The 18,400-nt window shown below is 59.6% G+C and carries 22 protein-coding genes; 1 reads left to right on the forward strand and 21 read right to left on the reverse strand.

Annotated features, from left to right (window positions below):
* From BRAD285_RS30930 to BRAD285_RS31020, 19 genes are all read right to left on the reverse strand, one after another.
* Nucleotides 1-3,612 (reverse strand): hypothetical protein, encoded by a 3,612-nt coding sequence (locus tag BRAD285_RS30930; protein WP_035648701.1) that lies wholly within the window; start codon nucleotides 3,610-3,612, stop codon nucleotides 1-3.
* A gap of 7 nt (nucleotides 3,613-3,619) precedes the next feature.
* On the reverse strand, nucleotides 3,620-4,183 hold the full coding sequence (locus BRAD285_RS30935; RefSeq protein WP_006615182.1) for a hypothetical protein: 564 nt from the start codon (nucleotides 4,181-4,183) through the stop codon (nucleotides 3,620-3,622).
* Nucleotides 4,184-4,207: 24 nt separating this feature from the next.
* On the reverse strand, nucleotides 4,208-4,810 hold the full coding sequence (locus BRAD285_RS30940; protein WP_006615181.1) for a hypothetical protein: 603 nt from the start codon (nucleotides 4,808-4,810) through the stop codon (nucleotides 4,208-4,210).
* Nucleotides 4,811-4,814: 4 nt separating this feature from the next.
* Nucleotides 4,815-5,030, reverse strand: coding sequence for a hypothetical protein (locus tag BRAD285_RS30945; protein ID WP_139020722.1), 216 nt, complete (start codon nucleotides 5,028-5,030; stop codon nucleotides 4,815-4,817).
* An 81-nt stretch (nucleotides 5,031-5,111) separates the two neighbouring features.
* Nucleotides 5,112-5,585 carry a hypothetical protein gene (locus tag BRAD285_RS30950; RefSeq protein WP_139020721.1) on the reverse strand — a complete coding sequence of 158 codons (474 nt, stop codon included), beginning with the start codon at nucleotides 5,583-5,585 and terminating at the stop codon, nucleotides 5,112-5,114.
* 108 nt (nucleotides 5,586-5,693) lie between these two features.
* Nucleotides 5,694-6,626, reverse strand: coding sequence for a major capsid protein (locus BRAD285_RS30955; RefSeq protein WP_006615178.1), 933 nt, complete (start codon nucleotides 6,624-6,626; stop codon nucleotides 5,694-5,696).
* A 24-nt stretch (nucleotides 6,627-6,650) separates the two neighbouring features.
* Nucleotides 6,651-7,022, reverse strand: a complete 372-nt coding sequence (locus tag BRAD285_RS30960; RefSeq protein WP_006615177.1) for a capsid cement protein — start codon at nucleotides 7,020-7,022, stop codon at nucleotides 6,651-6,653.
* Nucleotides 7,023-7,042: 20 nt separating this feature from the next.
* Nucleotides 7,043-8,182: a phage protease gene (locus BRAD285_RS35600; RefSeq protein WP_035648698.1), complete on the reverse strand. Its 1,140-nt coding sequence runs from the start codon at nucleotides 8,180-8,182 to the stop codon at nucleotides 7,043-7,045.
* A gap of 236 nt (nucleotides 8,183-8,418) precedes the next feature.
* Nucleotides 8,419-8,580 carry a hypothetical protein gene (locus BRAD285_RS35605; protein WP_006615174.1) on the reverse strand — a complete coding sequence of 54 codons (162 nt, stop codon included), beginning with the start codon at nucleotides 8,578-8,580 and terminating at the stop codon, nucleotides 8,419-8,421.
* 4 nt (nucleotides 8,581-8,584) lie between these two features.
* Nucleotides 8,585-10,780: a DUF935 family protein gene (locus BRAD285_RS30970; RefSeq protein ID WP_035648696.1), complete on the reverse strand. Its 2,196-nt coding sequence runs from the start codon at nucleotides 10,778-10,780 to the stop codon at nucleotides 8,585-8,587.
* Nucleotides 10,781-10,803: 23 nt separating this feature from the next.
* Complete coding sequence (locus tag BRAD285_RS30975; protein ID WP_006615172.1) at nucleotides 10,804-12,453, reverse strand: hypothetical protein; 1,650 nt, start codon at nucleotides 12,451-12,453, stop codon at nucleotides 10,804-10,806.
* Nucleotides 12,401-12,943, reverse strand: a complete 543-nt coding sequence (locus BRAD285_RS30980; protein WP_006615171.1) for a hypothetical protein — start codon at nucleotides 12,941-12,943, stop codon at nucleotides 12,401-12,403. The genes BRAD285_RS30975 and BRAD285_RS30980 overlap by 53 nt, the downstream gene beginning before the upstream one ends.
* Nucleotides 12,944-13,520: 577 nt before the next feature.
* On the reverse strand, nucleotides 13,521-13,706 hold the full coding sequence (locus BRAD285_RS30995) for a hypothetical protein (protein WP_087877691.1): 186 nt from the start codon (nucleotides 13,704-13,706) through the stop codon (nucleotides 13,521-13,523).
* A gap of 364 nt (nucleotides 13,707-14,070) precedes the next feature.
* Nucleotides 14,071-14,253 carry a hypothetical protein gene (locus BRAD285_RS31000; protein WP_035648690.1) on the reverse strand — a complete coding sequence of 61 codons (183 nt, stop codon included), beginning with the start codon at nucleotides 14,251-14,253 and terminating at the stop codon, nucleotides 14,071-14,073.
* Nucleotides 14,250-14,447, reverse strand: a complete 198-nt coding sequence (locus BRAD285_RS31005) for a hypothetical protein (protein ID WP_035648684.1) — start codon at nucleotides 14,445-14,447, stop codon at nucleotides 14,250-14,252. The genes BRAD285_RS31000 and BRAD285_RS31005 overlap by 4 nt, the downstream gene beginning before the upstream one ends.
* A complete protein-coding gene (locus BRAD285_RS31010; RefSeq protein WP_197696966.1) occupies nucleotides 14,444-15,127 on the reverse strand; it encodes a DUF932 domain-containing protein in 684 nt (227 codons plus the stop codon). Before BRAD285_RS31010 ends, BRAD285_RS31005 begins: the two co-directional genes overlap by 4 nt.
* A 535-nt stretch (nucleotides 15,128-15,662) precedes the next feature.
* Nucleotides 15,663-15,857: a hypothetical protein gene (locus BRAD285_RS31015; RefSeq protein ID WP_035648682.1), complete on the reverse strand. Its 195-nt coding sequence runs from the start codon at nucleotides 15,855-15,857 to the stop codon at nucleotides 15,663-15,665.
* Nucleotides 15,854-15,982 carry a hypothetical protein gene (locus tag BRAD285_RS36550; protein ID WP_256387656.1) on the reverse strand — a complete coding sequence of 43 codons (129 nt, stop codon included), beginning with the start codon at nucleotides 15,980-15,982 and terminating at the stop codon, nucleotides 15,854-15,856. Before BRAD285_RS36550 ends, BRAD285_RS31015 begins: the two co-directional genes overlap by 4 nt.
* A 184-nt stretch (nucleotides 15,983-16,166) precedes the next feature.
* Entirely contained in the window at nucleotides 16,167-16,820 is a 654-nt protein-coding gene (locus tag BRAD285_RS31020; protein ID WP_050886985.1) for a CHC2 zinc finger domain-containing protein, read from the reverse strand.
* Nucleotides 16,821-16,930: 110 nt separating this feature from the next.
* Between BRAD285_RS31020 and BRAD285_RS31025 the strand changes: the two genes are divergently transcribed.
* Nucleotides 16,931-17,191 carry a hypothetical protein gene (locus tag BRAD285_RS31025; protein WP_139020720.1) on the forward strand — a complete coding sequence of 87 codons (261 nt, stop codon included), beginning with the start codon at nucleotides 16,931-16,933 and terminating at the stop codon, nucleotides 17,189-17,191.
* Nucleotides 17,192-17,253: 62 nt separating this feature from the next.
* On the opposite strand, the gene BRAD285_RS35610 is transcribed toward BRAD285_RS31025, so the two are convergent.
* The gene (locus tag BRAD285_RS35610; RefSeq protein WP_157681704.1) at nucleotides 17,254-17,394 is read right to left on the reverse strand and encodes a hypothetical protein; all 141 of its coding nucleotides are present in this window, start codon (nucleotides 17,392-17,394) and stop codon (nucleotides 17,254-17,256) included.
* Nucleotides 17,395-17,415: 21 nt separating this feature from the next.
* Nucleotides 17,416-18,381, reverse strand: coding sequence for a hypothetical protein (locus BRAD285_RS31030; RefSeq protein WP_006615161.1), 966 nt, complete (start codon nucleotides 18,379-18,381; stop codon nucleotides 17,416-17,418).
* Nucleotides 18,382-18,400 lie beyond the last annotated feature (19 nt).

An 18,400-nucleotide genomic window follows, 5' to 3' on the forward strand; every position in this document is an offset into this window, starting at 1 on the left:
CTAGTCGCTGGTGAGCGTCCAGGTCGGCGTGATCGTGAAGCTGTCGCCGTTGGTGCCGATCAGAGTACCGATGTCGAGCCACACCGCGCCGCGCGCCGCGAACGATGTGCTCAATCCCGAGGCACTACCGGCGATGTCTTTGCCGCAGATCAGCGTCGTCGTAGCTGAGCCGTTACCGAATCGGATGGTCGAAGTTGCTCCGTTGCCCTGACAGTAGAGATCGGTGAGCGTGCGGGCGCGCTTGAAGTTGGCGAGCAAAATGTTCGATGTAGTGCCGGACGTGCCGAAGGCGCCTTTGTATGCGGCGGTCGAAGTGGAGATCTGAAACCCCTTATCGTCTTCCATGATCGCGATGTGGTTCGACGTACCGTCAAACCATCGGAGCTGTCCGGTCGTCGTGTCGATACCAATCGCGCCCGCTACCGCCGTCGTCAGGGCCGCAAATGTCGGAAGTTTGAAGGTGTCGATTGCTGCGAAGATCGTCGATGAGGCAAAATTTGCCACGAGGTTCGTCGAGGATGCGAGCGAGGCGAATAGTGTCGTGGACGTCGCCCGAACATTGAAGAGATCGGTTGTAGATGCGTAGGGAGCAAAGAAGCGCGTCGAGGTCGCATTCGTCGTAGACGCGTTAGTAGCGAAGAGGTTCGTCGATGTGGCGCTGCCGCTGATAAGGAAGCTGCCGGTCGTCGTGCCGTTTCCGAGGATCGTGAGGCCGGATGTTACACCACCGCCGCCGATGGTGGACGAAGCGGTCGCGTAGAAGCCGCCCGTCAAGCCCATGATCGACGAGGTGGCCTGGGCTCCGGCCGTTGTGAACGAGGTCGAGTATGTGAATGCCCACGGGCTCCCGGCTCCTGAAACCGCTCCGCACGTCACCGTGCCTGCACTGTTGCTTTGCCACGCATTTGATCCGGTGCACGTACCGATACCGGAGACAGTGAGATTCGTGGTTGAGGCCGTCGAGGCTACCGAGAGGTACGTGGTCGATGCCTGGATTGAAAACAGGTTTGTCGATGAGGCCAGCGTAGCGGATAGGTTGGTCGTGGTCGCATTCGTGAAGACTGCAAACACTGCCGCGAATTTCGTCGTCGTCCCGTTGAGCGCGCTGAGGTTCGTCGAGGATGCCGTTGTCGAGAAGAAGGTTGTCGATGTCGAGTTTCCGAGAGTGGTGTTTTGGGACAGTTGATACGCGACCGACGTCGTAGAGTGGCCCAATCCGACCGACGACCAGAAGTTGGCCGAGGTGGTGCTGAACGCGAGTCCGAGGCTGCTGAAGTACGAGGCCGATGTAGTGGAAAAGCCGGTTGTGGTCGTCGAATTTAGTAAGTACGTGGCGCTCGTGGTGCTGAACGCCTGTCCTGTGTTCTGAGTCAGCCAGTAGTTTGATGATGTGGTCGAAAACGCCAGGCCGACTGACGCGAAGTATGAGTCTGAGGTCGTGCTGAACGTCTGGCCCTGGCCGACGAGGATGGCGAAGGTCGAGGTGGAGAGACGGCTGTTGAAGGAGTTCCAGTCGGTAGAACTGATGTAGCCGTTTTGCGCCGATGTGCCTTGCTGGATTGAAAGCGTGCCGGCGCTGAACGAGAGCGGCGTGTTTACTGTCGCACCGCCGACCTGGCCGCCTGCATCGGTGGTGAGCAGTTTCGAAAGTTGGCCGGTGATGTAGAGCCCGGACGTGGTGGCGTTGGTGCTGTACTGAGCGGTGGAGCTCGCCAACGTGGCAAAGAAGTTCGTGCTCGTCGAATTCCCGAGCGTCGTGTTCTGCGAGAGCTGGTATGCGACGGAGGTCGTTGAATGACCGAGCCCCACCGACGCCCAATAGTTCGCCGATGTGGTGGAGAAGCCGCCGACTCCTTTCGTCGTGAGCCAGTAGTCTGCTGAAGTCGTCGAGAAGGAAAGACCGACGGACGCGAAATACGAATTGGATGTGGTGCTGAAGGCGAGGCCCGCGGAGCTGAAGAATGATGCAGAGGTGGTGCTGAAGAATTGGCCGTTGCCGATCTGTAGGACCGTGGTCGTGGAGAGGCGGCTATTGAAGGACGTCCAGTCCGTGCCGGTCAGCAGACCCGACACGCCGGAAGCGGCGTTATTGAAAAGCGTCGAGGTAGCGAATGCCTGGATGTTTCCGGTCGCCCCCGTCGGGTTCCCAAGCACGGTGTTCGCCGCGGCTGTGGCGAGCATGCCCACGGTGACCTTGTTGGCGCCGATCGCGGTGGTGATGGCCGTGCTGCCGCTTCCTGACACGTCGCCCGACAGGGTGATCGTCTGGTTGCCGGTCAGATAGTCCGTACCGGGTACGGCGGTTTGGATCTGGCCTGTCCCGTTGCCCTTCAGGAGCCCCGTGAGCGTCGTAGAGCCCGTCCCGCCCCTATTCACGGCCAAGGTCGATGAGGCGCTTACAGCGCCCGAATTTACGACCACGACGCCCGTAGAACCCGAGAGGTCAGCGCCTGTACCGCCGTGGGCGGTGCCGAGCTGCCCCGAGAAGAAGGCGTCTGCGACCGATGTACAGCCGCCCAGCGCGCCCGCGGCGCTGAGCGAGGTAGGAAACTGGTTCGTGCAGACGCCGGATGAGCCGCCATAGGCCGAAAGGGCTCCCGTACCGCTGAACAGGCCCAAAGCCGACCGAACGGCCGAAACGGTCAGGTTTGTGCTCGAAGCGGTGCCGGTTGCGGTGATGTTGGTCGCGGCTAAGCTCGTAGACGTAGCGGCGCCCAGGATCAGGTTCTGGGTGAGCTGATAAGCGACCGATGTGGTCGAGTGCGCGAGGCCGACCGATGCGAAGAACGATGCCGACGTCGTACTGAAGAAAATTCGCTGAGTGGACCAATAATCCGCGCTCGTTGTTGAGTACGCGGCACCCTGGTTTTGGCTCAAGAAGTACGCGTTGGAAGTCGTCGAAAAGGCCAATCCAACCGACGAGAAATACGACGCGCTCGTGGTCGAAAACGATGCCGGCGGTACGGCAGCGAGATATGCCGCCGCTGACGTGGTGCTGAAGAAGTATCCCTTATCGATCGTGCCGAGCTGGTACGTGACCGACGTGGTTGAATGAGCGAGACCAGCGGAGGCAAAGAAGGATGCTGACGTCGTGCTGAAGTAGTTACGCTGCGTTTGCAGATAGTCAGCGGATGTCGTGGAAAAGAAATTATTGACGCCTTTCCAGTAGGCGGCCGACGTCGTAGAAAATCCCGTGGTGGTCGTCGCATTCAGCAGCGACGTGACGCGCGCGGCAGTGTAATAGAGATTCGTGGATCCTTCCGCGAGGTTGTCGGTCGTCTGAGTTGCGAACCACGCCGCAGCGCGCGTGGCGAACCACGTCGAGACGTTCGTGATGTAGTCGCCGAGGAGATACAGCGCGGTGCCGATCGAAGTGCGCGGCAACGTGCTCGTCGCGCTCGTGTTCGTTGCCGTGACGTACCCAAACGTCGGGGATGTCGTCGAAGTGAGCCGGAGCGTCGATGTGCCGCCGACCGGAAACGCGCCTTGCGCAATCGAGGTCAGGCCCGTACCGCCGCCGGGCACCATGACCTGCGCGTTGGCTATGCCGATGCAAAAGGTGAGGAAAGCAGAAGTGAAGATTGCGCCGACGATGATTGAGAGTCGTTTCATATCGCATTTACATAATACCAAAGATGTCCCCGCCGGAGCCGACAGGGAATTGAAGCACGGCATTCGCCCCGTCCCACGTCCAGGCGAGCGTGCCGCCGATTTTCGAAGTTCGAATAAATGTTGAGCCGTTGATGACGACGGCTTTCGGTTGCTTGGAAAACGGGTAGAGCAACGTCGTGTCGTCCGGGGTAGTTGCCGGTACTTCCGTCGGATAGTCCACCGCAGCAATCGCCGCGCTGATGTCGTCGATCATCTTCTTGGTCATCGCGAGCGCCATCAGATACGTCTTGCCGGCGGTGTTCTTCGTGCTCGCGGAAGTGCCCTCCTGTGCGCGGGTGATCGTGAGCACGTCGGCGGCGAGCGCGGTCACGCGCACGATTTCCACGTTCGGATCGTCGGACGGATCGGGATAGTCGGTGCTGTTCCACCAAACGAGATTGTAACCCTGGCCCCCGCCGGTGCTCGGCAGGCGCGCACCGTGACCGGAAAACAGCGCGACCGACGTATCGGCCGCGCTGTATCCGGTGGAAACCGTGACTTTTCCGAAATTGGTGACGGGATCAAGCGCCATAGCGTGATACCCGTATTCTAGCAGCTACTTGTACTGCTGAATCGGGATGAACCGAGCCCACACGGTGCTCGTGGCGCCCGTAGCGGTGAAGACGGCGCGCACGTAACGCGTATAGGTCTGCACCAGGAACGCGCCGGTTTCGCGCGGACTGGACGACGTGGCGCCGCCGATCGTCGTCGTGGCTGCGCGCCACGCGATCGATGCGGCCGGACCGACATATGCGGTCGTGGTCGCGCCGTAGTTGACGCCCGTGTAATTCTGATACCAATCGCACGCTGCCGGCGTGACGGTGCAGTTCGTACCGCTGATGTCGTCGGCATATTCGAACGCGATATTCAGGACGGCCGACGTGCTCGATCCGGTCTTCTGAACGAGCAGAAGGCCGAAATCAGGGCGCTGCTTGTTGCCGCCGAAGAACGTCTGCGCGTAGCTGTCAAAGTACAGCGTCGTGGTCGCCAAGCCCGCACCCATAGAGGTGACCGTCGTGGTGGCTGCGGCTGTTGACGTCGCGATGGCGAACAGCGAAGGGTTCGCGTGCGCCGGCGTCGCAAAGCCGAAGACGCTCAGGATCATGCCGATCCCAAGCAGCACGGCTGCGATGTTCTTTGTAGCAAGAGCTTTCGACATAGGCTTAGAGGTCCTTCGACGGATCAGCGACTTCAGGGGTCACGTCGGTCGCCTTGTCCTCCGAATCTTCGTCAGGCAGACCTGCGGAGGGTTCGGCCGGAGCGTCCTCGTCCCCTTTCTTGGCCGACTTCTTGGCCTTCTTCGCGGCCGGCGCATCGCCGTCGCGCTCGATCACGCCGATTTCAAGAAGCGCCTCTGCCTCTGCCTCGGTGAGATCCACAACGTCGCCCTCCGTGTATTCGACCTGATCGTGCTTGAGATTACCCGTTACTGTGAATTTCATAGCAATTGCGGATTACGTTTAATCGCTCTGCACGTATTCGACGAAGACGTTCGCCTTTCCGGCGGTCAGCGTCTGTACGCCCGTTACGATCGTGATTTCGCGGACGGCGGTCGTCTTGATGTCGGATGCAGCGCCCGCGGCGGCCATGCCGACCTGCGTGAGCGCGTTGCCGTCGAGCGCGAAGTTGCCCGGAAGGCAGCCGTGAATGCCTGCGTTCCAGGGATTGCCGGCGGCGTTGATCGCGGAAGCGGCGATGAGATCGCCGGAGCTTTCCACCTGGACGGCAAGCGTCGCCGTGCTGTTGGCGGATGCGAATGTCGTGACGACATCGACCCACGCTGCGGTGATGATCGCCTTCGCCGGGATGTACACCTTCAGGCCGTGCGAGCCGGCCGTGCCGTCCGCGCCGCCCGAAACGTCGTAGGTCGCCACGGCGATTTTCGGCACCGTGACGCCCGTCTGCTTTACGGCAGTCTGTCCGGCCTTGTTCACGAAGAAAAGATCCTGGATGAGCTGCGCGATGCCTCGATTTTTTGCTGCCATAGAATGAGATTGAGGCGCGCCCGGCCCGGCTGTGACGCCGGGCCAGTGCGCGGGCTATTAAGCGATGGCGTTGGCGAACAGGTATGCCGAACCCGGAGCGACGAGCTCCATGTCGCGGTAATCCTCGCCGCGGCGGATGAACTGGCCTCGGCGGTCGATTTCATCGACGCCCTGGAGGCGTTCAACGACCGGGGTCTGCCACTGGTACGTGACGCCCAGCGTGACGATCTTCTGGCCCCTGCGCGGATTGATGTAGCAAAGGAGCGCATTCTTGCCCCAGATGTCCGACATCGAGTCCGACTGACCTTCGACGGCGGTGTTCTTCTGCGCGGCGCCGATAATGACGCGATCGACATCAAACGCGCGAGCGAGCATTTCATTCGTGATGATGCCGCCCTGCACGTACTTGAAGCGATCGATGATCGCCGGGTGATCGATGAGCTTGTCACGCACAGACTGCGAGAGCATGAGCGTATTCGGCACCTGGATGACCGAGCTGCGAATGACGTTCTTGGCCGTGCGGACGTCGCGGATCGGATCGGAGTTATCGTCCGACCACTGGCTCGTGCCGGAAAGCGTCGTGTTCTGAGTGATGTTCGAGGTGTTGAGGAGCAACGACGCCGCGTTGACCTCCTTTTCGACAAGCATCATTTCGGTGACGTTTTCGGTCGCATCGACGTACGGATCCATGCCCGCGTGTGCGTTTTTGACGTCCTCGTCCGGAACGAACTGCTTTGCGGCGTGATCTTCGCAGAAGAACGTCAGGCCAGGCGTGAGATTGAGCGTGACTTCCTTCGAGCGAGCACCGGCGCCACGGCGCGAGTCCAGGGAACGGAACTTTCCTTTGTCGTAGACAAAGTGTTTCCCGCTTTGCACGCCAACCGGAACGGTCGGCAGAAGCAGGTCGGCGATGTAGTCCGCATTCTGGTAGCCGAGAGAAATGTCGGTCAGGATGGGATCTACGCCGAGGTATCGATTTGTATCTGCCATAGATTAGGGATGAAGGCGATTAATTTAGTAGCGGAAGATTCCCATCTGTACTTCGATGAGATCGCCGGACGCGGCCGCTGCCGTGCCGACATAGCGACCGATAACGGTGTCGCCGTTCGTGGTCGTACTGACCGCGGCGCCGCTGCCGTTGGACGTAACGAAGTCGCCCGGATTGATCGTGCCGCCAGCCTTCACTTTCGTGACGCCGGTGAACTGATAGACAGCCTGGTGACCGCTGACCGGGTAATTTTTGAGGACGCCGACAATCGCGTCCGTCGCGGCGGCTGCGAGCACAAGAGTGCCGTCGGACTGCGCCTTGACGATCAGGTTCTGGCTCGCGGAGAGGTCCGCGCCGGCCACTGCCGAGCGATTGTGACCCGTGAGTTCGGTAGTCATATCGAGAATGAATTACGTGATTAATTCTTGCCGGCGAGCTCCTTCTCGTAAGCGGCTTTGAGATCGGGCTTTTCGTTGAAGACCATTTCGACCGCAGTGCGGTAGGTGATCTTCTTGCCGAGCGTTTCGGACGCTGCGATCTTTTCGTTCGCGAGCTTCTTGACGGACTCGGCGATCGACTGAAGGGTGCCCTCGACGTCTTCGCCCTGCCCGCCAATCTCCTTGAACATCGTCGTGGTGTTGGCCGGGATCGCCTTGATGAGTTCGGCAAATTCGTTGCGCATCTCCTTCGAGAGCTTGGCGACGAATTTTGAGACTGAATCCTTCTGCGCAACCGCGAAGCGGCCGGCAGCATTTGACTGCGAGAACATGAGCGCTTCGACGAGCGCCGCGCGCTCAGACGCTTCGATGCGCTGCATAGCCTCACGGCCCGCCTTCGCGTCAGCCTGAAGCTGTGCGAGCTCGGATGCGCTGATTTTCACTTCGGAAGCGGCGACCGGAGGCTCCGGCGTCGGCGTCGGTTCCGGGGTCGGCTCCGGTGTGGGCGTCGGCTCGGGAGCCGGCGTCGGTTCCGGGGTCGGAGTCGGGGTCGGATCTACGACATCATCGAATTTCTTGGACATATCATCATTAAAATCGTTACTCATAATGCCGGACTCGCTGAAAGCGCCGACCGGCTGCATTTCCTTAAAGTACGGTCGATTTGTCAGAGCGCCGCCGCAAAGGACGTTGTTGTACACGCGACCCGACTGCGGGTCGGAGTACGTCTGATAGAACTCGGTGCTGAAATACTTGAAGGATCGGTTCTGAATCAGAGCCTTTCCCTCATCGTTCCACTTAACCGTGGTCCACAGACCGTCTTCGCCGCGGTCCTGCACTTCGCCGTACCATGCAACCGCCGGAAGCTCGCCGCCACTCATGCCGTTGTCGTGGCCTGCGGTGATCGGGAGATCCAAACGGATGCCATCATCGAAATTTTTCTTCATCTCGGTGATGTCGGCCGGCGTGATCTTCATCGATCCGTACAGCGGGTGTTCCCACTCGCCGCACGGAATGACTTGAATCACATCCGGCACCTCCGGCGTCGATCCGTCGGAGAAGTCAAGCCGCGTAGCGAATGCGAATCGCTTCTTGCTATCGCGATGCTGCTGCTTGTTCATGCCCCAATGATACGGCACCGTTTCCCGTGCAACGCATGTTTCGCGTGTAACGCGATGGGGATAACTACGCGGCGGTGAGAATATCCATGTGATACGTGTACACTCGATGGCTGATGCCTATGTCGGCACCGTGGTAGCACCGCCTTGTCATTCGCGGATCGCACATGATGCGTTCGTCAGTGCCGTTGTAGCACTTGCCGCACATATCGCATTCGTAGGAGTTGATCGGATCCATGTCACTGCGGCGGAAGAAACACCGCGATGACGGCGGCCACGAGCAATGCGAGTGTGAGCAGCGTGTATGAGATATGCAGGCTGTTGAGCGCGTCGATGTCGCGATGATCCTCTCCGCGGCTGTCGTAAGAATCTATCGGGGCATTGTTGAGCGGCATCATCATAAGGCTATTTTACCACCTCCGGCGGCTGCGTCAGGTCGTTCACAGTGCCGCCGTACCGATCGCGCAATGACTGCGGGACGCCGGTGATCTTCGGCGGGTTTTCTTCGTCGGTCAGGATCGCCACCCAGATTCCACGACAGTACGAATGAAACGCGCGCGCATGGGTCATTTCGTCGTCCTTTTCGACCACGCGGCCATCCATCGAAATGCAGAATTTGCAGGTCTTCGAATCGAGCAGTTCCGAGCGCTGCAAGGCGTAGATCTTGTCCTGGGCGCGGTTGAACGTGATCTCGCGGCCGTAGTTGATGTACTCGGAAACGACGATTGAGCTCGTGTTCCGCGCGAGCTCCACGATCGTTTCCTCTGCGGCGCGCTCGGCGGCCGCCAGCGCCTGCAACGTTGAGCCCTCCTGGCTGATGACGTTGAGGTAGGCCGTCTTGCTCGCATGCACGATGTCGGTCAGGTGCGAGTCAACGATCGTGGTCGCGAGTATGTCGATCTGCGAAAGCACCTCGGCCGGATTGGCAGGGGCTGGGACGCCGATTTCACGAGCGGCGCCGTTCTTCCCGAACTCGAATGCTCCCTTGAATGCAGCTTTGAGCATCCGGCGGTACTCGTCGTCGCCCTTGATCGTCGCGTCCTTGATTGCCTGCGTGTCGCCGGCGTTGGCGGCGCGGGATAGCTGCGCGATGTACTTCTCGTTCGCCGCGCTCAATTGCGTAATGATGTCATTGCGAAGCCCGTTTTCGAGCTCGTCCATCTTGTCCTGGATGCGCTGAAAATCGACGCGCATCTCCGCGAGGGTCAGCTTGCGGAACGGCTCAAACGTATCTGAAAAGTTTTTTTTTAGGCCGTGGCGGTGTTCGCTCGCTTCGGCCGGATCGTTATCGTTTGCAGCGCCCTTCTTTCCCTTCTGGTTCGGGTTCTGCGGGTCGGGCTGTGCCGGTTCCTCGCGCACGCCTGCTTCGTCGAGATCCGGCAGGCCCATCTTCTCGCGGAACGCGTTCTCGTCGGCGTCCTGGGCGGTGATGGCGCCGGCAGTGCGGAGCTGCGCGTAGGTCTGCGCGAGCTCCTGAATGTTCTCCTGGCTGATGCCTTCGAAATCGAGCTCCGGGTATTTCTTCACGCCGGGAAAATTGAGATCGACAAGCTCCTTGATTGCGCCCTTCATCGAAGCGGCGAACCACCGGGCTCGGTTCTCCTCGCCCTGCAAGAAGATCTCGGAATGGTTCTGCGAGAGCGCGCGCGAACCGCCGGTGCCGCCGGCATGCGTCGAGCCGAGCTCGATGAACTGCGCCAGGATCGATTTTGAAATCTCGCGGGAATGGTAAGCGAGGGAGTTTGACGGATCGCGCGTGGTCGCAGACTTCATGTCGAGGAAGCCGATCTCGTAGCCGTCAGGCATCGTGACGAACGCGTGCTCATTGGCACGCATATTCTTCAAGATGTCCTCAGCCTGCGTCTGTTCCTTCTTTGTCGCGCCTTCCGGGAGCTTCGCATACGGCACGCCCAAGCCTTGTCGCTCGTGCGCTATCGCGTCCACCTTTTCGAGCGTCGTCTTGATGTACCAATGCTTGTACGCGGCACGCAGAACGGACACGCCGTCGAGATTGTCGCCTTCGCGATCGTTGATGAATACGATCAGCTTGTTCCACGGAATATCCACGGACTGCCCGAGCGATTTGTACTGTGTGACGCCGGGCTCGCCGTTAGACATCGCCCATCGGCGGATCGAGCGCGGCATGCGCGGCGCGAGCTTCTTCCACACGATGCGCTGCGCGCCGTCGAGGTCGCGCACCTCGAAGACCTTCTCGAAGACCATGTGGCCGAAATCGAACGCGAGCAACGCCTGCCGCATGAAATCGGGATAGGGAAGTTCCATCTGCTCGAATAGGCAGTCTTCGACAAATTCCGCGATGTCAATGTCGGCTTGCTCGGATGACGCAGGCTTCACATACCATTCCGCGGAGAGCAGCGGCTGCTTTACCATTTGCAGCGTGGACTGGATCGTGCCGTCGCTGCGGCGCATCTCATCGTAGACCTGGATGGCTTTGATGCCGACGAGTTTCGGATTGTATTCCTCGTTGACGATGCCGCTGAAGATTCGTGTGCCGGTATCGCCGATTTCTAGGCCGAGGTTGACGTCAGGGGTTTCGTTCTCCTTGGTCGGCTTGGTGTAGCCGATCTTCTTTTTCGCCATGCCGCAATGATAGCACCCGGCCGTCAAAACACTTGGTCGATCAGACCGCCGCTGCCTGTGGATGACTGCTCGTGCTCATCCTTCTTTTCGGTCGGGTCGGGCAAGACGCTCGCGACGCGGCCGAGCGGGAATTTACGCTGCGCGAGCATCTTCGCATCGGGATAGTGATCGTCCTCTTTGAGCGGCTTGTCCGTGCCCTCCTGGAAGCGGTAGCGTTTGTGCTGCCAGATACCCTCTTTGTTCGTGCGCTGCATGCGGTTGAGACGGCGCTGAAAGCGGGCGCGGTAATTGCCGAGCATGGCTTCCTTCTCGGTGCCCAGCTTGCGGTTCACCTCGCGCTTGGCGCCGGTGCGTGCGGTTTCGGCGATCTGTATCGGCCGGCCGAACGGAACTTCGACGACTGCGCAAGCGAACTGTTCCTCGTCCGGTAGCTGAGCGATGCGCTTGGCGATCGTGCGTTTCAGCAGAGAGTTTTCGAACGGGTGCGAGGCATCCACATGCCATGTTTGGACGCGGTATCTGACCGTGAGCTCGGCCACGTCCTCGCAGATGACGTCGGCATCTACCTGAGTGAAATGCCGCGCTTCGAGCTCCACTAGGACATTGTTCATGTGGGCCATCTCGATGTCCACGACCGTCATGCCGGAATAGCCCCAGTCGATGCCTCCGCCGACGACCGCGCCCGGACGGTATGCGTATTCCTCGCCGAGCTCGTCGATGACGCATGCATCCACGTCCTCGGGATCGTTCACCATGCCGGCGGCCGAAGGGCGCGACCCCATGTATTCGACGTCGAACCAATCGAGCGACGGCTTTTCGCGCCACGCCTGGATGATGTTCGCGAGCGGCACCCATCCTTCCGGATCGCCGGTGCGGCCGGCCGCGCGTTGCTTCAGCTTGTCGAGATCCGGGATCTGCCGATTGAGCTCGGGATCATCCCATATGGCCGGATCGAATGTCTGCGTGACGTCGAAGATGTCCCAGGACAGGCGGCAATAGCCGAGCTCGTCGGCCTTGTCCCAGATCTCTTGGAATAGGCCGAAGATCTTGTGAAATGTCGATGTGAAGATCACGAGCGGAAATACGGCCGTGTCCACCATCGGCAGCGCCGAAAGAATGATCTCGTCCTTCGCCTCGCATGCCTCGTCGATGTAGAGATCGTCGGGGTGCGGGCCGCGCACCTGTTTCGATGATGCAGCGACGGCACGGTAATAGTTCCCCTGCTCCGTCTCGGTGCGCAGCATCGTGGGCTCGTCCGGCAAGGTCGAGCGGATCGCCTCGGCATCCTCCGTGTAGACGTGCCCAAGAAAATAGTTGTAGACGCCCTTCGCCTGTTCGAGCGAGCCGCCCAGATTGACGATGCGCATGAGCTTGAGGAACCATCGCACGAATCCGAGCGCTCCGAGCATTTTCGATTTGCCGCCGCCGCGTGGGCCTTTGATGATGAAACGCCCGCATGGTGTGCCGTCCGGCCGCTGCTGAAGGTAGAGGCACGCGAACACGATGCGCAGCTTTTTCGGAAAGCGCATTTCAGGATCGATCAGCTTCAGGAGAGTGATCGGCTTTCCAGCAAAACGACGCCGAATATCGGCGGGACTGCTCAATATGCGCGCGAGTAGCTTACGCCGCGCTTCCTGTTGAACCGCCAGTGATGGCGTTTGCGATTTGGACATACAAAGCGTCGCGCTCCTTCTCCGGAAGCTTGTCTATCGCGGCGCCGATGTCGTCTTTCGTCAGCGATGCCGGCCGCAACGTCAGATCGCCCTGATGGCTGTCCTTGTAGTCCTGCCAGAATGCATTCTTGAGATAGAAGATAGCGCCGGTGGGCGTCGTGCCGGCGAGGCGTTGCACCCAAGCCTGTTCGATGAAATCCTCGGCCTCTTTATGGGCTTCGGGAAATTTCTCCCGGTAGACATTCCATGTGTCGGCAGAGATACGCAAAAAATAGCGCATTCCCGCCTTGTTCGGCATTTCTTTCGTCTCCTTGCAGCGATCCACGTACTCGAAGAACATCGCCGTGAAATCCTCCTCCTTTTCGTAGATCGGTGGACGGCCGCGGCGAGGTTTCGGTTCTTCTGCGACGATCTCCTCCGATGCACGACTGAGATCAGTTTCCGTCACGACGGTTTTGCGCTTCTTTTTGGCTGCTTTCTTCTTCGCCATACGCTCATTCTACACTCTGCCGCCGAGCGCATCGGATATGTGGATCACCTTCTTGTTTCCGAAACCGTCTACGATGTGGACGGTGTACTTCTTCCAGTTCACGCGAATGAGACGCCAGCGGGGGAATTGTCTTAGAGCGTCTGCGATACGCTGCTCGATGTCATGCTTGGAAAATCCTGGTCCGATTTCGCTCATATGAAATTGTGGAGCTGCGAGGATTCGAACCTCGGTCGGTGCGGGCAAGTCGCCAGACCATGAAAATCGGGGAATCGAACGCCCGTTGCCCGTTGCCGCCGTTGATAGGCAGCGACCGACATACCGATCAGCCCCGGCGTTATCGTATCACGCGGACGGACACCTGGATGCACATAGGTGGTCGAGGCAGCGGATCCACGCCCAGGAAGGCGACAAGCTCCTCGTGCGGGATCTCCCGTCCGTGGGTGCGATAGAGCTCGCGCGCGATCTTCTCGCGCAATGGCTTCTTCGCCGGTTTTGTTTTCTTCTTTCGAGCCATAGCGCCGAAAGCGGGCGGTGTGAGCATCGCGCGCGCATAGCGAGGTTCCGCGCGCTTCCGGCGCTATGAATCCAAAGCTACTGGGATTGTACCACGCCATGGCCCGTATTTGAGATTCAGTAGGCGCTTCCGGCTGATGTAATCGATCGCCTTGCAGTAAGGCCGCAATTCGTCATCCGTGGCCCGGTTGAGCATGATCCAGTCGCACAGCTCCTTGATCTGCGGGTCGCCTTCGATCTTTTCATGCACCCATAGATCGCCCACGGCTCATTCACTTGACGTCCGGCGAAGATAAGGTTGTGATGCCATTCGATCTTTTCCGCGGTGCCGGTGAGGCAGCAGCGATGCATCCACGGATCCGCGTCCAGGCGCGCCCGTAGTTCGGGCGGTATTTTACGCATGCATCCAGTTTAGCAGGAGCGGCGATATGCAGCGGCTTATACGGTGGTGGAAGGTGCGGCGGCTGCGTCGGAATATGATCCGTGCCAATCGCCCGCGGATCCTGATCGTAAAAAGATAGGTCCTCGGACTTTCCGAGGACCTTTGTGACTTCCGCACGTTGCGAGTCATCAGCTCTCAACCGGGTTCCTATGTCCCTCGCCGGCCAGCGTGCCTAGTCGCTGCTCTGGGAAGAATCGCACGGAGGTCGGTTCTCGATCGGCGCGGCCCGAATGGCACCGTGCATTTCCGAGAACATCCTGATCTGCGCCATTACGCTGTAGCCGCTCTCAGGATCGACGAACTCGTATCGCTTCGAGCCGTCGGGTAGCGTGAACTCGTACTCGATCGGCTTCATTGCTCGAACAGCGCCTGCTGAGCCGGTGGGATTGCCATGAAGACAAGCTTCGTTTGGCCGTCGCACCGCGCGCAATACGCGCCCTTATCGAACGTCTGGGCGAGCTCCCACGACTGAGACGTGACCGCCCAGGCGGCGTATGCGTCGGCGAGAACCTCGTCCGAGCCGCATGTGGAGCAGACCGCGATCTTCATTGCAGCCTCGTGCACGTGCCATCAATGACCGTGTGGAGCTGCTTGGTGAGATCCGGCCGCTCGGCGACCTTACCGGCAAGCGCGAACGTCGCGGCGTTGAACAGGCGCCACGCGGTACGGCCGCCCCAATCATGCGGCGGTTCCTCGTAGGCCTTCAGGACGTGCGCGACCGCCTGGATGCCGATGACATCCTTGCGGTACAGGTCGAGCACCGCGTGGTCCACGACGGCATCGGCCAGCTCGGTCTCCTTGTAGGCGAGGAGCTTCTGATTCTGCGCGATGCGCTGTTCCTGGAGCGGCTGTATGATCTCGGTGATGAGGCCGGGCAGCTCCTTCTTCGCCTTCGAGGTGTGCTTGCGCTTGATGACGGTATCGCCGACGAACGCGAGATTGTCGCAGACGAATACGCGCGACCCGTGCGCGACGCCGATCGGGAACGACTTGTCGTGGCTATTCCGGAGACCGAGCGTATCGCTGTAGTCCCCGTAAGGGCTGCGAAGCGTCATGAGACCGAAATAGCGCGATCCGTCAGCCGCGATAGCGTGCGCCTCCTCCGCGATCTCATGCCCATAGAACCCGAGCGTGTAGCGCACGAGCTCCACGAGTTCATGGTGCGGGATCGGTACGTGGCTATCCGTCGCCTGCGGTGTCGGCACAGCGCGGAGGGCGTCGTAATTCACCGGCTCTCCGCCGGTGTGAAGCATCAATGTCATGAGCGTTCTCCTATGTGAAAGAAGTCCGCTCCCAATTGTACCAAAGTAAAAGGCCGCCACGATGGGCGGCCTGATGCTGTGCTATGAGGGCTTTGATATTTAGTGGCGCGTTGTTGCTTTTGTTGTCACGGCGGGCGTGAATGGATGTTGAGCTGCGAAAGTGCGGCCGACATCCGGTGAATCCTTCGGCGTTGCGCTTTCACACGAAGGAAATTCCGTTTGCATTCCCGAGTAACGAATTGGTACGCGAACCACCTGTAACGGATGAGGCCGAACTTACGCCCGCATCCGCAATCACACCGATTGCTGTGCATCGAACCCTCCCCTATGGTCCGCTCCTGATTTTATCATCGGCGAAAGTCGTGCTTGCTGTCGGGCCTGCACAACCGGCCGCACCGATCGCATTTGCGCCGGTAATCTCCCCAGGGCGGCACGCTGTAGAAGTTTGTGATCCACTCGTTGCCGCACGTGCACGTGAAGCCGCAGACGATCCATGGCCTTGTCATCGGAAGTACTCCTGTAGGCCGATGATGACGGCATCGCCGTCGCTGACGTAGGTGATGAGCCATCCGGCGAAGATGAATGAGCCGTCGGGATCCACTTCCCACCGGCGGAGCACCTGATAGATCAGGCGCCCGCGGATGCGCGCGTCGAGCTCTTGCACACGAGGCGTGAGCTGAAGCGCCGGCACGCTCATACCGGCACCGTGTACTGCGCTGAGCGATACGTGCCCGCGGCCGGCGTTCGGATGTAGGTGAGGATGGCGAGTACCGCGATGATGATGAAGCACGCGGAGAAGAAGCCGAAGAAGTAGTCGCGCATTGCGTCCTCCTGTTTTCAAAAGAGGACATCTAATTTGCACACGCCGCGCGAATTGCAATCAAATCATATCGTCCGGTTCACCATGAAGCATGGTGAGCGAACGGAGGACAAAAGAAAAACCCCGGCGGTTTGCAAGGCCCGCCGAGGTTCGCAAGAAAGGTCACGGGATCAGCATAGGAATCCGCTACACGACGCGCAACAACTTTCTCATCTCGTCCTGGCTGCGCTTCTCCGGCTCGATGTAGACGTTCATGTCCTCGGGCCAAAAGAGGATCAGCGGCTTTTGATCCGGCTTGGTCGCAATCGCGAGGTAGCCGATAAGGTTGCCGCTCTCCATGCGCAGCGGGATACACAGGCGTTCGTCGAGCAGGTCAGTGTGGTCTATTCCGCCGCCGATCGCCCGAATAACCGCCGGTGAGATCTTCAGCAAATCCATGACAGGATGCTCCCAATCGTGGAAATCAAGCGGCCGGACGCCCGCCGCACTATCAACGGCGCCCGGCCGCCCCTTCGCCTCGGCCTTCTCGGGCCGGGGCTCGGTGGAACGGTGAAGGAACTGGTCCTTCAATTCTTTTGCCGCTTCGGTGTTCGTCAGGTTCTTCAGCTTTGCGACAAGCGTAATGATGTCGCTGCCGCCATTCTTGCACCGGAAGCACTGAAACTTGCCTCGCGCCTCATTGATGCTGAGCGCGTGCCGATCGGCGTGATCGCAGAAGGGGCATGCGTACCGGAGCTGCACGCCTTCCTTGCCGTTTTCGGTGCTGTGGAATTTGAGATTGAGATAGGCCGCAGCCTGTCGCGCGGTGACGCCGGTTTTCACCTCCTCGAAGATGCTCATTGCGAGACTCCTATGTGAAAGTACCCGCATTGAATTGTACCACCTGACGCGTGGTACACTGGCCGCAGACGTTCGATGCGGATGGGGGAGCGGCAACACCGGAGGGTCTCGTGAGCTACCCCGCCACCCGCACCGAACAACCAACCGCGGGAAAGGAGACAGTGATGAGTGACAGTCCGAAGCCCGTGAGGGAATGGCGCATCGGCAGCGTGAAGACTGCCGTGTGGAAGAACGGCGACAAGATGAGCGTCACAATCGAGAAGTCGTACAAGAAGGAGGGCACGTGGGAGAAGACAAACACTCTCTTCCACGACGACGTGGCCTGCGCGATCAAGGCGCTCGAACACGCCGAGGAGTTCTTGGCTCGATAAACAAAAACCCCGGAGCGATCCGGGGTTTCTGCTGCCGCGTTTCGACCTTCCGAAAAAAGCCGCTACTGAGATGATACCACGGTTTCGTCCGTCTTCTCTTTCGACGGCCGGCCGCGCTTGGGCTTTTCCTTCTCGCCGAGCAGCACGGCGAGTTCGTCTTCGATCCGCTCCTTTTCATTGATGAGGTCGCGGATCTTCGTCAATTTAGCCTCCAATGCACCCTCCTATGGTTTGCTGATGTAGAGATCAGGCAGCCCAAACGCACGCTTGTATCCTCGGGTCAGGAAGTGTCCGCCGGCGCGTTCGGCTTTCAGGTCGTACCAGGTGTACAGAACGGTGCTCGTCACGCCGATGCTTCGGGCGAGATCCTTGGGGTATTTCTTTTCCTCGATCACGCTCTCGATGCGCTTCAGGATCTTTCGTTCCTGGTCGGGGTCGGTGGTCACAAACAGGGGCACAAACGTCTGAGACCCGAAATGAGAGCGGTAGATCTGCTCATGGAGAATGTGGAGGTACGCTTCCACTTTGAAGCGGATCGAGCTCGTGTATTCAGAGTTGTCGGATTCGGTGTCGCAGTCAGCCTCGAACACACAAAGCCGGAACGCTTTGTCGTCGTAGCTCAGGAGAAATGGGCCGTGACCATCTGGGCGGATGAAGAAATCACCGAACACAGGGATCTTGAAGGGGTCCGGCCGCTCTTGCGTCGCTTTCGGGAATTTCGCCTTCAGTTCGTCGCCCCAAATGCGCTGAACGGACGGGTCTGCGATCGTTCCGAGCTCGATCGAGGCCTCGAAGATGCATTCCAGGTTCTTGTGGTCCACGAACCGTACCGGAGCGATCTTCTCAGGGATCACGTAACCCTTTTTCCGGAGCTCGTTCTTTCCTCCGGGACCGAGCTCATAAAGGAAAAAGTTGAAGTCGCCCTGTCGGCCGCGGCTCGATGCCTTCACGACCTGAAGGTACAGGTGCGGTTCGAGCGCTTGCCGGCTCAGGTGGTTCGCGAGCGCGTCGTAGTTTCCACCAGTGAATGCGTGAATGTAGTCGGCGCGGAGGACCCGGTATTCGAGGAGCTTGGGATAGACGATCGCGAGATCCCGCGGCGTCGGCTCGGAGTTGATTCGCCTTCCGTCCTTCGTCTTCCGGGGCCGCCGGTCGAACCTGTCTCGTCTCTTTGATGCCTGTGTTGCCATACGCGTGAGGAATCACGAC

Source organism: Bradyrhizobium sp. ORS 285 (genome assembly GCF_900176205.1).
In the GTDB taxonomy this organism is placed as follows: Bacteria; Pseudomonadota; Alphaproteobacteria; order Rhizobiales; family Xanthobacteraceae; genus Bradyrhizobium.